12 protein-coding genes and 2 pseudogenes are annotated in these 13,068 nt (G+C 59.6%); 8 read left to right on the top strand and 6 right to left on the bottom strand.

Features of this window, described 5'->3' with window-relative positions; translation table 11 throughout:
- Positions 1 to 14: 14 nt before the first annotated feature.
- The 3 genes from ACFZ8E_RS19835 to ACFZ8E_RS19825 form a co-directional block, all read right to left on the bottom strand.
- Positions 15 to 986 carry a GDP-mannose 4,6-dehydratase gene (locus ACFZ8E_RS19835; RefSeq protein ID WP_405043604.1) on the bottom strand — a complete coding sequence of 324 codons (972 nt, stop codon included), beginning with the start codon at positions 984 to 986 and terminating at the stop codon, positions 15 to 17.
- 55 nt (positions 987 to 1,041) lie between these two features.
- Complete coding sequence (gmd, locus tag ACFZ8E_RS19830) at positions 1,042 to 2,025, bottom strand: GDP-mannose 4,6-dehydratase (protein WP_405043603.1); 984 nt, start codon at positions 2,023 to 2,025, stop codon at positions 1,042 to 1,044.
- A gap of 239 nt (positions 2,026 to 2,264) precedes the next feature.
- Complete coding sequence (locus ACFZ8E_RS19825) at positions 2,265 to 4,787, bottom strand: glycosyltransferase (protein WP_405043602.1); 2,523 nt, start codon at positions 4,785 to 4,787, stop codon at positions 2,265 to 2,267.
- 396 nt (positions 4,788 to 5,183) lie between these two features.
- Between ACFZ8E_RS19825 and ACFZ8E_RS19820 the strand changes: the two are divergent.
- From ACFZ8E_RS19820 to ACFZ8E_RS19805, 4 genes and pseudogenes are all read left to right on the top strand, one after another.
- Positions 5,184 to 5,952: pseudogene (locus tag ACFZ8E_RS19820) on the top strand (IS6 family transposase).
- A gap of 213 nt (positions 5,953 to 6,165) precedes the next feature.
- Positions 6,166 to 7,965, top strand: coding sequence for a hypothetical protein (locus tag ACFZ8E_RS19815; protein ID WP_405043601.1), 1,800 nt, complete (start codon positions 6,166 to 6,168; stop codon positions 7,963 to 7,965).
- Positions 7,966 to 8,031: 66 nt separating this feature from the next.
- A protein-coding gene (locus ACFZ8E_RS19810; protein WP_405043600.1) for an IS5 family transposase occupies positions 8,032 to 8,786 on the top strand; the annotation gives its coding sequence in 2 pieces (ribosomal slippage) (positions 8,032 to 8,362 and positions 8,362 to 8,786; 756 coding nt in all).
- Between the two features lie 171 nt (positions 8,787 to 8,957).
- Positions 8,958 to 9,286: pseudogene (locus tag ACFZ8E_RS19805) on the top strand (septal ring lytic transglycosylase RlpA family protein); the annotation flags it as partial.
- On the opposite strand, the gene ACFZ8E_RS19800 reads toward ACFZ8E_RS19805, so the two are convergent.
- The 3 genes from ACFZ8E_RS19800 to ACFZ8E_RS19790 all read right to left on the bottom strand — a co-directional run bounded on the left by ACFZ8E_RS19800 (position 9,282) and on the right by ACFZ8E_RS19790 (position 10,079).
- Complete coding sequence (locus ACFZ8E_RS19800; RefSeq protein WP_405043599.1) at positions 9,282 to 9,491, bottom strand: hypothetical protein; 210 nt, start codon at positions 9,489 to 9,491, stop codon at positions 9,282 to 9,284. The pseudogene ACFZ8E_RS19805 and the gene ACFZ8E_RS19800 overlap by 5 nt on opposite strands.
- Before the next feature lie 151 nt (positions 9,492 to 9,642).
- On the bottom strand, positions 9,643 to 9,897 hold the full coding sequence (locus ACFZ8E_RS19795) for a hypothetical protein (protein WP_405043598.1): 255 nt from the start codon (positions 9,895 to 9,897) through the stop codon (positions 9,643 to 9,645).
- A 17-nt stretch (positions 9,898 to 9,914) separates the two neighbouring features.
- Entirely contained in the window at positions 9,915 to 10,079 is a 165-nt protein-coding gene (locus tag ACFZ8E_RS19790; RefSeq protein ID WP_405043597.1) for a hypothetical protein, read from the bottom strand.
- A gap of 171 nt (positions 10,080 to 10,250) precedes the next feature.
- Between ACFZ8E_RS19790 and ACFZ8E_RS19785 the strand changes: the two genes are divergently transcribed.
- The 4 genes from ACFZ8E_RS19785 to ACFZ8E_RS19770 all read left to right on the top strand — a co-directional run bounded on the left by ACFZ8E_RS19785 (position 10,251) and on the right by ACFZ8E_RS19770 (position 12,792).
- Positions 10,251 to 11,048: an ABC transporter permease gene (locus tag ACFZ8E_RS19785; RefSeq protein WP_405044422.1), complete on the top strand. Its 798-nt coding sequence runs from the start codon at positions 10,251 to 10,253 to the stop codon at positions 11,046 to 11,048.
- A gap of 654 nt (positions 11,049 to 11,702) precedes the next feature.
- A complete protein-coding gene (locus tag ACFZ8E_RS19780; protein ID WP_405043595.1) occupies positions 11,703 to 12,170 on the top strand; it encodes an exodeoxyribonuclease VII large subunit in 468 nt (155 codons plus the stop codon).
- Between the two features lie 45 nt (positions 12,171 to 12,215).
- Entirely contained in the window at positions 12,216 to 12,578 is a 363-nt protein-coding gene (locus ACFZ8E_RS19775) for a hypothetical protein (RefSeq protein ID WP_405043594.1), read from the top strand.
- Positions 12,579 to 12,600: 22 nt separating this feature from the next.
- Complete coding sequence (locus ACFZ8E_RS19770) at positions 12,601 to 12,792, top strand: hypothetical protein (protein ID WP_405043593.1); 192 nt, start codon at positions 12,601 to 12,603, stop codon at positions 12,790 to 12,792.
- Positions 12,793 to 13,068: the final 276 nt, after the last annotated feature.

Raw genomic sequence — 13,068 nt, 5'->3', positions numbered from 1 at the left:
TCGACGAAATTCTCTTACCGCGCGGATCGGCCCAGCGTCGCCCTGGCATGCTCGAGCACGTCGGCGAGCGCCGCGTCCCAGTCGGCCTTGGGCGTCCAGCCGGTGGCCTCCGTCAGGCGCGTCGCGTCGCCGGCCGCCACCGGGATCTCCGACGGGCGCATCCGGTCGGCTGCGACCCGGACCTCGAACGGCACCCGCGCGTGCCGGCGCAGGTCGTCCACCACGCTGGCGATGCTGCGCGGCCGCCCCGAGGCGACGTTGAACACCGACCCGTCCGCGATGTCCAGGCCGCGCCCGATCAGATCGACATAGGCCCGCACCACGTCGCCGACCGGCAGGAAGTCGCGCTCGGCCGCGAGGTTGCCCACCGCCAGCACCGGCGCCACCAGCCCGGCCTCGATCCGCGCGATCTGGCCGGCGAAGGACGGCACCACGAAGCGCTCGTCCTGGCCGGCCCCGATCTGGTTGAACGGCCGCAGGATCACCAGCCGCACCTTCGCCTTGGCCAGCAGGTCGCGCAGGATCGCCTCGCCGAACCACTTCGAGCGGGCATACGGCCCCTGCGGATCGGGCACCGCCGCCTCGGTCAGCGGCCGGCCGGCCAGGAACGCCCGGCCGTAGACCTCGCCCGAGCTGACGAACAGGAAGCCCGCGCCGGGGGCGGATCGCGCCACCGCCTCGGCGAGGTTCAGCAGCCCGACGAGGTTGACCCGCCAGGTCTCCCCCGGCGCATCCGCCGATTGCTGCACCGAGGCCATCGCGGCCAGGTGCAGCACGTCGGTCGGGCGGAACGCGGCGACGCTGGCGTGCAGCGCCGCCTCGTCCAGCAGGTCGACCGTCTCGTAGGCGACCCGCTCCGGCAGGACGGCCGGGCGGCCGCGGCCGATGCCGAGGATCCGGTCCGCGGCCCCGGTGCCGGCCGACAGCGCCGCCAGCGCGTGCCGCCCGACGAAGCCCGCCGCCCCCGTGACCAGGATGCGCTTCACGCCCGCACGCGGCTCCGCACGCGGGCCGGGGCCGTCGCGCTGCGGCGCAGGCCGGTCACGCGCGCCCGCCCAGGCGCTTGAGGTCGGCCTCGACCATTTCCTGGATCATCGCCTCGAGCGAGATCTCGGCCTTCCAGCCGAAGGCGGCCTCGGCCTTGGCCGGGTTGCCCAGCAGCACCTCGACCTCGGCCGGCCGGTACAGCTTCTCGTCGATGACGAGGTGGTCGTCCATGGCGAGATTCACATGCGCGAAGGCGAGCGCGCACATGTCGCGCACCGTGGTGGTGCGGCCGGTGGCGATCACGAAGTCGTCGGGCTTGTCCTGCTGCAGCATCATCCACATCGCCCGGGTGTAGTCCTTGGCGTGGCCCCAGTCGCGCTTGGCGTCGATGTTGCCCAGCCGCAGTTCCTTCGCCAACCCGAGCTTGATCCGCGCGACCCCGTCGGTGACCTTGCGGGTGACGAACTCGACCCCGCGCAGCGGGCTCTCGTGGTTGAACAGGATCCCGTTCGAGGCGTGCAGGGCGAAGCTCTCGCGGTAGTTGATCGTCATCCAGTGCGCGTAGAGCTTGGCGACGCCGTAGGGCGAGCGCGGGTAGAACGGCGTCGCCTCGCTCTGCACCTGCTCCTGGATCAGGCCGAACATCTCCGACGACGAGGCCTGGTAGTAGCGCGCGTCGGGCTTGAGGGTGCGCACGCATTCGAGCAGGTTGACCGCGCCCAAGCCCGTGATCTGCCCGGTCAGCAGCGGCTGCTGCCACGAGGCGGTGACGAACGACTGTGCGGCCAGATTGTAGACCTCGTCCGGCTGCACGGCTTGAACGATGCGGGCCAGGCTCGACAGGTCGAGCAGGTTGCCGTCGTGGAGCTCCACGTCGTTCTCGATCCCGAGCCACTTCAGCCGGTGGTCGAACACCCCGGCATGGCTCGAGCGCCGCACCACCCCGTGCACCGCGTAGCCCTTCGACAGCAGCAGCTGCGCGAGATACGCCCCGTCCTGCCCGGTGATGCCGGTGATCAGTGCCGTCTTAATGCTCATGGACCATATTCCTAAATTTTAGTGCCTGTTACGTATGAATGAAACACGCTTCGGCAGGATGGGCGTCATCGCGGACGCGCTCCGCCTATCATGACAGTCGCCACGGTCAAATTTCCCCTCAATGCCTCACCCCAATGAAGCAGTAGGACCGAAGCGCGACTCAATCTTTACGTATTTCCAAGGTTTAGGCTATACTTCAGGGAATTATTCCCTCTCCCATGCCTACATAGGAAAATATATTATCGTCTCGTTATCGCAAATAAATCGCGAAGAGAGCCACTAAGATTAAACTGTGACCTTACCCTTGTATAAGAATCAACGCTTCCTACGTTCTCAGACGGTAATGAAAACTTTGGAATAAAAGGAAATATCTTTGCCCGTTCAGATGACGAAAACATTTGTCTAATGAGGATTTTTCTCTTTCTCGGACTTCGAGCGAGCACCTTCATATAATGATCCAATCCATCAGCATCCGCCTTTCTATTCAGCGCGATCTTGTAAAGTAGATCAATAAAATACTCATCCGTCGTTTCATAATCTTCAGCAATTGCTCTAAGTCCTCGTATCTGCCATTCGGTAATTTTAGCAAATAAATAATCCCTATTGTAACCGAAACCCAAATCATTCAATCCAGCCACGATCTTCAGCGCGATAGGATCTGCCGCAAAAAAACTCTTAGTATCAAAGAGTTCTGATGGGTTTCTTTCTTCCCGCCAGCCATAAAATATATAATGATTCAGCGGGTCTATTAAGGATTGCTTTACATCTGGGTACTTTTTTAAGTAAAATTCTCGATCAAATTCACCAAAGGCTTCAATCAGATTGATCTCAGCCGGGATTTTTATTGATGAATCTCTTCTGGACGATTGCAATAAATCAACTTGTTTCAGGAATTCAACAATACTCGTAAAAGTAATTGCAGCAGTAACGTCGCGTTTATAATCTATAGATTTTTTGACTTGCCACTTTTTCAAATCGGCACGTATTGCCAGGCAAGTATTTCTCCAAGTAAACTTTGTTCTGACTAAAGTTAAAGCTTTTCTAAAATGAGCCTTCTTTTCGTCCAAGGTTAGATTCATAGCTCGTGCCATGGCGGTAGATACATCTTCAGGATCCGGCTCCCACCAGTTACCAACCTGCGAAAATTCTTTATCAGAATAGTCCGCCTCCACCTCGCGGCCGCCAAACGTGATTGCACCGTCGTACATCATATCAGTGGTAGCACCATATGAAGTAAAAATAGTTATGACTCCACAAGCCATTGCTTCAACTACTGAAAATCCGAATCCCTCAGAACGCGAAGTTAAAACTAGAAAATCAACACTCCGATAGAAAGATGCAAGCTCCTCATTCGCCAATGGGGTTATAGTTTCACGATAGGATATCCTGGCCTTATCATCATCAAATCGAAGAAATTTCCGCCATTGACGTGCTTGTGATCGAATCTTACTCCCCAAAGGAAGGACACCATGTCCGCAAACAATCAACATAGCATCGGGATGTTTGATGCTGAAGGTTTGCCACGCCTTTAGCATCACGTCATAGCCCTTCCTATATTGAACGCGAGCGAACCACAAAAATGTCGGGCCATCATACTGGCGCTCGGTCTTGCCCCAAGGCTGAAATATATCAGTTTCTACGCCGAGAGGCACATAATGAACTCTTTCGAAGCCGGATTTTTTAAATACATTTAGATTCCACATAGACGGTAGATAAGTTGATTTATAATTATTTTTGTTTTCGATCCATTTCTGTGGTAAATTCGATGTTTCCCAAACCGAATAAAGGCAGTCGTAAGGTTGAATTCCGGGATGGGAAAACAGTAATTCAGGCCGTTCATTGTCGATAAGGCCATATCTTTTCATATATGGAAATAAATTCTGATTTATTATGTTCCATGACGTGGCGACATCAGATCCATGGTCAATATATTTTAGGCCGTAACCAAGGTGCTTATCGGTAAATAACTTTCGACTATTATTAATATAATTAAGCCTGGACTCCGATTTTCCTTGAGCGAAAGTCGATCCTGCGAAGTGTTTTATTTGAGACTGAGGAAGGTAAGCAGTTGTATATCCGGCCTCTCTAAGTCGAATTCCGAAATCAGCATCCTCGTGATAAAAGCCAAAATTATCGTCAAAGCCGCCAATTTCTGTCGCAGCCTTAGTTCGAATGAGGACACAAGTTCCTTCACAAAAGTCGGACTCGAGTCTATATATGTCTCCCTCAGGTATAGTTCTATCGTGTTCGAACTCTGTACGATCAAGATTCCAGTAAACTCTGTGACTTAATACTCCTATCTCATCATTAACAAGTGGTATGACTTGAGAACATGAAACAGCACCTAAGCTTATGTCATTTGACATTTCGTAAAGTAATTCACGGGCAACGTCCGTAACGAAGATGATATCGTTATTTGCGATATAAACAAAATCGGCGTGCCGCATCCGAGCGATGCCTAACGCAATATTACAGCACTGCGTGTACGTATGCGGAGTGTTAAGCTGCTGTATTTCTACGCCATAGCGCTGACAGACTTCATATGTCGAATCTGTACTTCCCTGATCCAAAACAATTATCCGCTCCGCAGGTACTTTTAATGTAGGAATCATATTTGACAGTAATTTACCGCCATTTATTGATGGAATGATCAATAAACTTGTATTCAACAGCTTTTCAATTTCTTTTATTTCATCAGGATTTGCATTGCTGAAAGAAATATCTTTCCATTTCAGACTTGATTCCGCAAAATTCTTTGTCATTTTCTGAACCCTCGACCTGACCGGAACTTAATTCATTGATAATAGACTTGATAATATTTTTTACCGAATGAACCAAAATAATCAAGCCCTTATGTTTAAATTTATATTTTAGCAAGTTTCTGTTTAATTTCGTCTATAAATCAGCAATATATCTTTTTTTCTGTCGGATATCTACATTGCCGCCCTCCTGACTCAGACCGATGCCTTGGCTGGAGCTTGATCTTTCTCTTGGCGACTTTGAACGATGCCGTGGGGCGTTGTAACGATCATTTGTCGTTCCTGCCATCTCTCCGCTCGTGCACAACCGCGGGGCCTGTCGCGAGGGCAAACGTGCCTTCATCCATGAATCGTTACCCATCCTTGACGAGTTTGCCGCCTCACCCTTGGAGCCGGCCCATGATCACGTCCGCTATCGCCGCGAAGCTGGAGCAGCGCGCCAAGGCCGACTTCAAAGGGGCGGCACTTCGAGGCGACGCTCTTCGTGCAGGTCGTCTCTTGGTACCTGAGCTATCCGCTCAGCTACCGCGACATCGATGAGCTGTTCCTGAAGCGTGGCCTGGAGGTCGATCACAGCACCCTGAACGGCTGGGTTATGACCTACGCGCCTCTGATCGAGAAGCGGGTGCGGCAGTTCCGCCAGCCACACTGTGGATCGGTCCGCATCGACGAGACCTACCTCAAGGTGCGGGAGGAGTCGCGCTACCTCTACCGGGCCGTCGACAAGCACGGCAAGCCTGTCGATTTCCACCGCACAGCCGACCGGGATCTCGACGTGGCCAAGCCGTTCTTCCGCACGATGCTGCAGAATCAACCATTGCTCGCCCCTGACCGCATCGGCACGGATGGTGCCGGCCCGTACCCGCCGGCCATCGCCGAGAGCCGTGAGGCAGAGTTGCTGCCTCGCGCGCCGATCCACTACGTCACCAAGCACCGGCAGCGGAGCATCGAAAGCGACCACTTCCGGGTAAAGCGATCGATGCCGCAGGTGCGCGGCTTCCGCTCGTTCAACACGGCGCGGCGAACCATCCAGGGTTTCGAGGCCATGCTTTGGCTGTACAAAGGCTTCGTCTTTGCCGGCTCATCGACAGTGCGAGAGCAAAACCAGCTGCTCGCAATCTGCTTCGGCTTCCCCAGGGGAACAAAGGGTGAAAGTAGGATCGCATAGGCCATTCCGCGTCTTAGATCCGAGTTTGCGATACGCCCCCAATAGCTCCGTGAACATCTCGAAGCGAGTGGTGTTCGCGGTCTACCTCACTTAGATCGTGCACGGCGCTATAGCGACGACCGGCACCCACGCGACCGACGGCTTGACGGCGAACTGGTCGCCGTGACCGCCGCGATCCGCCTCCATCGCTCCGCACCACCGAAGGCTTCGCCGATGCGCCTCGTCGCCCTGATGCTCGCGTTTACCGCCATGCTGAAGCAGGCCGGGGGCGCGCTCGCTCTCGATCCCGGCACGCCTGGTCCGCTGCGCGGCCCGACCGTCCCGGCGCGACGGATCATCCTACCGCCAACTGACCAAGGCTCGGGCGGCGACGTGTCGAAGTTCACGGTGCGTATCCCGGGGTGGAACGACGGGCGCAAGCTCGACGACATCATCCGCGACTTCGCGCTGGCGCACTTGCCGGACTTCTCGGCCGCGGTGCTCGGCGGGGTCCAGGCGGACACCGGAGTTGATCAGACCGCGCGCATCGTGCTCGCGCTGTCCAAGGTGCCGGGCTCCGGCGGGCGCCTGCGCTTCCCGTGCGGGCAGGTTCTCTACAGCGCGTTCCAGTTCCCGAACCCGCGCACCGTGCTGTCCAGCGCCAGCATGCGCTGCACCGAGATGACCACGCTGGCGAGCGCGGCTACCGGCACCTCGATCCATGCCACCGGCGTCTATTCCGGCATCGAGGACATGGCCTTCGTGCATGTCGGCTTCGACAGCGGGGCGTTCCGGACCTCCGGCTATACGGTCGACCTCGACAACGGCTACGGCTGGGTTCGGCGCACCACGATGCGCGGATGCTTCATGTGCGTCCGCATGGGGGCGGCCGGCGGCGCGCAGTGGGTCCAGGACAACACCTTCGAGTATAGCGCAGACGGCGCCGCCTACCCCGGCTCGGGCTACATCCTCGTCGACAACAGCGGGGTGGGCCCGAACAACATCATCTCGGGCAATCTCGGCCTGTCGAACTTCTTTGATCCGAACCCGGCCAAGCACCGCTACCCCGACGCTGCGGTCATCGTGATCCAGACCGGCGAACTGTACTCCTTCGCCAACGACTGGATCAGCAACAGGACCAGCTACAAGATCATTCCTGGCAACGGTCAGCGGGTTGAGAAGGTCACCCTGGCGATCGGGACCAGCGACAGCGCGCAGGCCGGGAACATCGTCGTCCAGCCGAGGGGGACGGGGTACGTCATGGATCTGTCGATCCCGACCCCCTGGATCACCAACTCGCAGCAGGTCGCGGACCCGTCGGAAACGAACGTCGCCGCAGTGGACGCCGCCGGAATCTCGGACGGTATCTTCCTCGACGCGACCCTCGCCATGCCGACGGCGCTGCATCCCTACCCGATCAACATGGTCTCGATCACCGGCGGCGGCCAGATCACTTCAACGAAGGGCCAGCGCGGGCGTGGCGTCCGCTGCCAGGGGCCGGTCTACAACGTGACGCTGACGAGTGTCTCCTTATCAGGCTGGGAGAAGGGCCTTTCGGTTGGCTCCGGCTGCCAGCAGGTGACGGCGGCCGACAACAAGATCGGCAAGTTCTCGCCGTTCGACAGCGCTGCCGCCCCTTCCCCGAACGCCACGAACAAGGTCGGCATCGACATCGAGGCCGGCAGCGACGCAGTCATCGCGCACGACAACAACCTGCTGGGCAACACCGTCGCTTCGCTGCGGAATGCGTCGACCGGCGCCAACAACCGGTTCCACGACAATGTCGGCTACAACCCGGCCGGTAGCGCCACCCTCACGCTGTCGGCCAGCCCAATGCAACTCGGCCCGCTGCCGACGATGTCGAGCTACGTTGTTTACGGAGGCTCTTCCGTCTCCGTCACCGTCGGCGCAGCCAATGGTGGCGGCAACCTGACGGTCTGCCCCGGCAGTCCGTGCAGCTTCACGATCCCGGCCGGCCAACTCGCGACCATGACCTACACCGCCGCGCCGACCGTCAACCAAATCCTGCACTAGCATCCGGACCCATAACGGTGGCGCGGACGGCGTAGGTGTGATTCACGGCTTCCACGGGAGGGGTCGATGGATCAGTTCTGGCTGACGGACGAGCAGTTTGCGCGAATCGCACCGCACCTGCCCACAGACACCCGGGGCAAGGAGCGTGTCGACGACCGACGCGTGATCAGCGGGATCATCCACATGTTGAAGTCCGGCGGGCGCTGGACGGCTGCGCCGCGGGACGTCTACGGGCCGAAGAAGACGCTCTACAACCGCTTCGTGCGCTGGGCGGCCAAGGGGGTCTGGGTCGGGCTGTTCGAGACCCTGGCCCAGGCCGGCGGGCCGCCCTCGCAGGTGCTGATCGACTCCACCGCCGTGAAGGCTCACCGCTGCGCCGCCGGGGGTAAAGGGGGGAGCAGAGCCAGGCCATCGGCCGCTCGCGCGGCGGGCGCACGACCAAGATCCACGCCCTGACCGACCGCGCCTGCCGCCCGCTCGCCTTCCTGCTAACCGGTGGCCAGGTCGCCGACTGCAAGGCCGGCGCGCTGCTGCTCGAACGCCTACCTATTTGCCGCATCGTGCTGGCCGACAAGGGCTACGACAGCGATGCCATCCGCCGGCAGATCGAGGCGACCGGAGCCGCGCCCGACATCCCGCCCAAGGTCAACCGACGCTGTAAGCCGTGCTTCTCGCCTGTGCTTTATCGAGGACGCAACGCCATCGAGCGGATGTTCGGTCGCCTGAAAGATTTCCGCCGCATCGCTACGCGCTACGACCGCTCGGCGGTCAACGACCTCGCCGCCGTCCGCCTCGCCGCGACCGTCAGCTACTGGTTATGAGTCCGGACGCTAGACGTTGCAGCGAGCCGGCCAAGTCCAACGGACGAGCCTTCATCGTCGGTGACGCGCCCCTCGTCGGCATGACGCTGACCTGGTCGAACGGCGCCGTTTGGGTCAGGCCGAACGGCCTGTCGACCATCACCCTGACCTGATCCGATCTGGAGGCCCGTCATGCTCCTGCAGCGCCTCGCGCTGCGGGCCGCCGTCGCGTGCCTGTTGGCCGCGTCGACGCCTGCTCGCGCCCAGATCATCGGTCGGGCCAGGTTCTACGGTTACGAGTCCGGCCGGGTCACCGCCAACGGCGAGCGGTTCGACCCGCTCGGGATGACGGCCGCCCACTGGACCCTGCCCTTCGGCACCCGTGCGCGCGTAACCGACATGGCCACCGGCCGGAGCGTCGTCGTCCGGATCAACGATCGCGGCCCGCATCCGCGCCTGCACCGCGCCTGCTCCGCGCCATCGACCTCTCGCTCGGCGCCGCCCGGGCGCTCGGCATTACGATTCCATGCGCGATCGCATCGGTCGGGTCGAAGCGCGCTCGGAGAAGCGCCTCGTCAAATGCAGGCCGACCAGCAGCGGATCGAAGATCGGTTCGTTTCCCGCGCCGAAATGGAAGGCCGCGTCAATGCGCAGGAGCGTATCGCTGGCACACTTCGGAGCGAACTCGACGAACACGTCCGAGCCTTCAACGAGCGTCAGCAGCACCGTCTGGATGCCCTCGAGGCGCTACCGTCTCGAGCACGCCCCTGACCCGATGCGCATCGTCGGCATGTTCCGGCCGGTGTCGTAAGACCGACTACCGACTCGATGCGCCTGCGCCCCGCTGCCCGGAAGGGTGGCGGGGCGATTTTACGTTTCAGCCGCCCTGTAAGCTCCCTGCGAAGTCCTCGGGCACCTCGCCGAAGCTCGCCAGGATCGTCGCGCTTTCCAGCTCGCCGGTCTCGTCGTCGGCCACCACCTTCAGCGCCGCGGTGCCGGGCATCCGCCCGGACATGGCTTCCGCCTTCTTCAGCGCTCCGCTCTCGGTTGGCGCCACCTCGCGGTCGCCGGGCACCAGGCGCTTGCGCTTGACCACGAAGGTCTGGACCACGAACGTCGTCTTCATCCCCATCGAGCCGTCTTCTTGGCCTATGCCGCCCGCCGTTCCATCCGGACATCGGTGGAGTCCAGGCTGCACACGTGGCATCCTGCCTGATCGTGAACGTCGACGATCCAGCCCGTCCAATCGAGGCGGCCGCAGCAGCTCGACATCACCGACCGGGCAACCTGGTCAGCGTGGATCCAGGCTGACAAGGGGCTTCGAAGCCCTATAAAGGATGTTCCAACTCACGATCGCGGGCAGTCTTGTAGAGCTTACGCTCCCTGCCTTCGGCGTCTGCTAGGGCACGCCGGTAGTGCTGCGCCCCTCACACTTTGGGCTCTTTTTTGCCGGAGAGACGTCTCCGAGCCTTCGGAGCCCGCATGATGACCCCAAGCGATCAACTGCCTCGAAATTCGGAGCGCAGCCAAATGGAGTCCTATCTCCATGTTTTGCACGCGCTCATATTGCGCGATATGCGTACACGCTTCGGCGGCTCGCATTGGGGTTACGCTGTTGTGGTGCTATGGCCAGTAGCCCACGTTTTTATGCTGGTGCTTATCTTTACTTTACGTGGAGTACCTTCTCCGATTGGAAACAGCCGACCGTTGTTCTTTGCGACTGGTGCAGTGCCGGTACTGGCATTTCAGTACATTGCGCGCGAGGTTATGAAAGCAGTCGCCTCGAACCGTCCGCTGACTTACTATCCACAGGTCAAATTGTTCGATGTAATTATATCTCGCATTTTGGTTGAGATAGTAACTGGATTTCTAGGTCTTCTTACAGTCTTTTCAATCTTATTTGCGGCTGGCATCAACCCCATGCCTCTAGATCCGTTCACCTCGATGTGCGGCTACCTTGCCGCCATTCTGCTGGGGATCGGCGTTGGCACCGTCAATGTTTGTATTGCCGCCTATTTCCCAGCTTGGCACTTTGGCTTCATCTTGTTCACTATAATAGTTTATACAACTAGCGGCGTGATGTTTTTACCAAACTATTTTCCCGATAAGATTTATGATGTTTTGAAATATAATCCTGCAGTTCAAATTATAGAATGGGTGAGGCTGGGATACTATCCAGGCATGCCAGTTACTGTCGATTATACATATGTCATATTTTTCGGACTGACAACCCTACTCATAGGTTTGGTGCTTGAACACGAAGTTGTAAGAAAAATTAGCTAACAGCGAGAATTGTTTTTCCACATTTTCTGGATAGGTACGGTGGATTGATAATTCTTCACTGACTCCTAGGCCCGCCCGGCACCCGCCGCGGCGGGCTTTTCCGTGCGCGCAGCTTACCGCGCGGCCTGCCACACAGGCACTACGACGGGTCGCTTCGGACGGTCCCGCAGGAAAGTCTGGTTCCCGTACGGGATCTAGGTGATGCCGTTCGCCTCGACGCGGCGAGCGTTGATCATCAGGCCGCCCGCAGAGATCGATCCGTGTCGCCACAACCAAGCTCGAACCAGCAAGGTCCTACATCCGAAGGCGGCCCGCGCCTTAACCTAATGTGTCACAAGCCAACTGTTCGTTTTTGCAGATGGAAAGTATAAATTAATAATTCAGTGATGAACGCAAGATGCGACTGTTTTCAGTGCGTCCTATGACCCAGTTCAGTATTTACCAAAGTCAAGATCCGACCAAAATTGTAGCCTACACACAGTGGGCCGGACAAACCAGCCTACGCCAACGCTACGGGCGCGGGGCCGAGGTGCAGGCTCGGATCACCGCCGTGCTCTGGGTCGACGCGGTTTCGATCGACGGCGAACTCGAGCGCGAGCGGATGCTGCAGCGCAGTGGCGGGAGGGGTACGGCTTCGGCCCCGGGACTTGGGTGGTGCCGGAGGATCCGCGCAATATCGCGCTGATCGCCGCCGAGTTCGGCGATGCCCTTCGCGACGTGGAGCACGTCCTGCGCCAGTTCGAGGACAGCGGCCTGATGCGGCTCCACCGGATCTACGCAATATTCGAGGGACCTTCGGCGGAGCGCTCGTTGGACGCGACGTTCGCGCGAGCGGGCGAGCTGCACCGGGAGCACGGCTTGTCGGCGACCCTGATCTGCCGCGGCGGTGGTCCAATTGAGGGGTTCCAGGCCCTAAACGCCTACACGACGGTGCGCGCAGCTATCACGGTTCCGAATCTCGTCGCCGGGCTTGGCCACGCCGGTACGCAGCTCACCGCCCTGGACGCGGTCGCGGCGCGATCGGAGCCGACCCCAACGGCCGCGGCGATGCTGGTACGCCACCTCGTCGAGGCCACCGGCGTTCGGGTCGAGCGCGCGCTTAATGCGTACGATACCGCCTAGGCGGAGGATCTGGAGGCGGCCGGGCACATCGCTTTAGCGGGGGCCTTGCAGCGCTTCGCCGCGAGCCTGGGCGATCTCGCAGAGCTCGCCGATCGGCGGCTGCGACAGCTTAATTGGAGTGTCGAGCGCAGCCTGCTGGCCAACCTCGCGGCAGCGACGGGCATGGCGACCGGCGTGACCGCCGAGATCAAGCCGTACGCCGCTCCCGTCGAGGCGCTCGACTTCAGCGACGGGGATGACGACGACGACCCGGCCTGGGAACCCGGGTGGGCACTGGCGACCGCGGCCGATACCGGCCTCGTCATCGAGCGCTATCGCGAACTCAAGTCCAACAAGCCGCTGTTCCTGCACTTCCGCGATGGGACAATCTTCGTCCGGGTCGTGCTGACCTTCGTTGCCTACAGCTGATTAAACGGAGAGAAGATAGACCATGACCAAGACCCGCTTACCTGAGACGCCGAGCTTCCTCACCGCGGTCCGGCGCATCGAGGCGCTGACCCAAGAGATCCAGAAGGATGGCTTGGCCGCCTTCGAGAAGGCCGAGGCCGCCTATGTCGAGGTACAGGAACTGCGCGCCGTACTGAACGCCCGGATCGCGGACCTACGCCGCCGGGCGGCATAGCGCAACGATCCGCTTCACCGCCGATGCCATCGCATCGGCGGTGATCACCACGAGAATGCATCCGTGAGGCTCGTCGCGGAAGCCGCCTCGGCAGAGGCACGGGTACCGATCCAAACCTCGGAAGGGTCGACGACCGTCGACAAAGCGTGCGGCTGTCCTCGGAGCGGTCGTCTGAAGGCGCCATCCCGCACGTACCCTTTCCAAGGCGAATCACGATCGAAGGCCGCCTGTCCGTCGTCAGATGATTTGGGACATTCAGCGGTGTTCAGGAGCGGA

Origin of the sequence: Methylobacterium sp. HMF5984, from assembly GCF_045033435.1 — a bacterium.
Lineage (GTDB): Bacteria > Pseudomonadota > Alphaproteobacteria > Rhizobiales > Beijerinckiaceae > Methylobacterium.
This window is presented reverse-complemented; position numbering and strand designations above follow the sequence as displayed.

Bases quoted from the DNA above. Each gene is read 5' to 3' on its own strand.
- gmd (WP_405043603.1), bottom strand. From the start codon at position 2,025: ATGAGCATTAAGACGGCACTGATCACCGGCATCACCGGGCAGGACGGG.
- ACFZ8E_RS19825 (WP_405043602.1), bottom strand. From the start codon at position 4,787: ATGACAAAGAATTTTGCGGAATCAAGTCTGAAATGGAAAGATATTTCT.
- ACFZ8E_RS19815 (WP_405043601.1), top strand. From the start codon at position 6,166: ATGCGCCTCGTCGCCCTGATGCTCGCGTTTACCGCCATGCTGAAGCAG.
- ACFZ8E_RS19795 (WP_405043598.1), bottom strand. From the start codon at position 9,897: ATGGGGATGAAGACGACGTTCGTGGTCCAGACCTTCGTGGTCAAGCGC.
- ACFZ8E_RS19785 (WP_405044422.1), top strand. From the start codon at position 10,251: ATGACCCCAAGCGATCAACTGCCTCGAAATTCGGAGCGCAGCCAAATG.
- ACFZ8E_RS19770 (WP_405043593.1), top strand. From the start codon at position 12,601: ATGACCAAGACCCGCTTACCTGAGACGCCGAGCTTCCTCACCGCGGTC.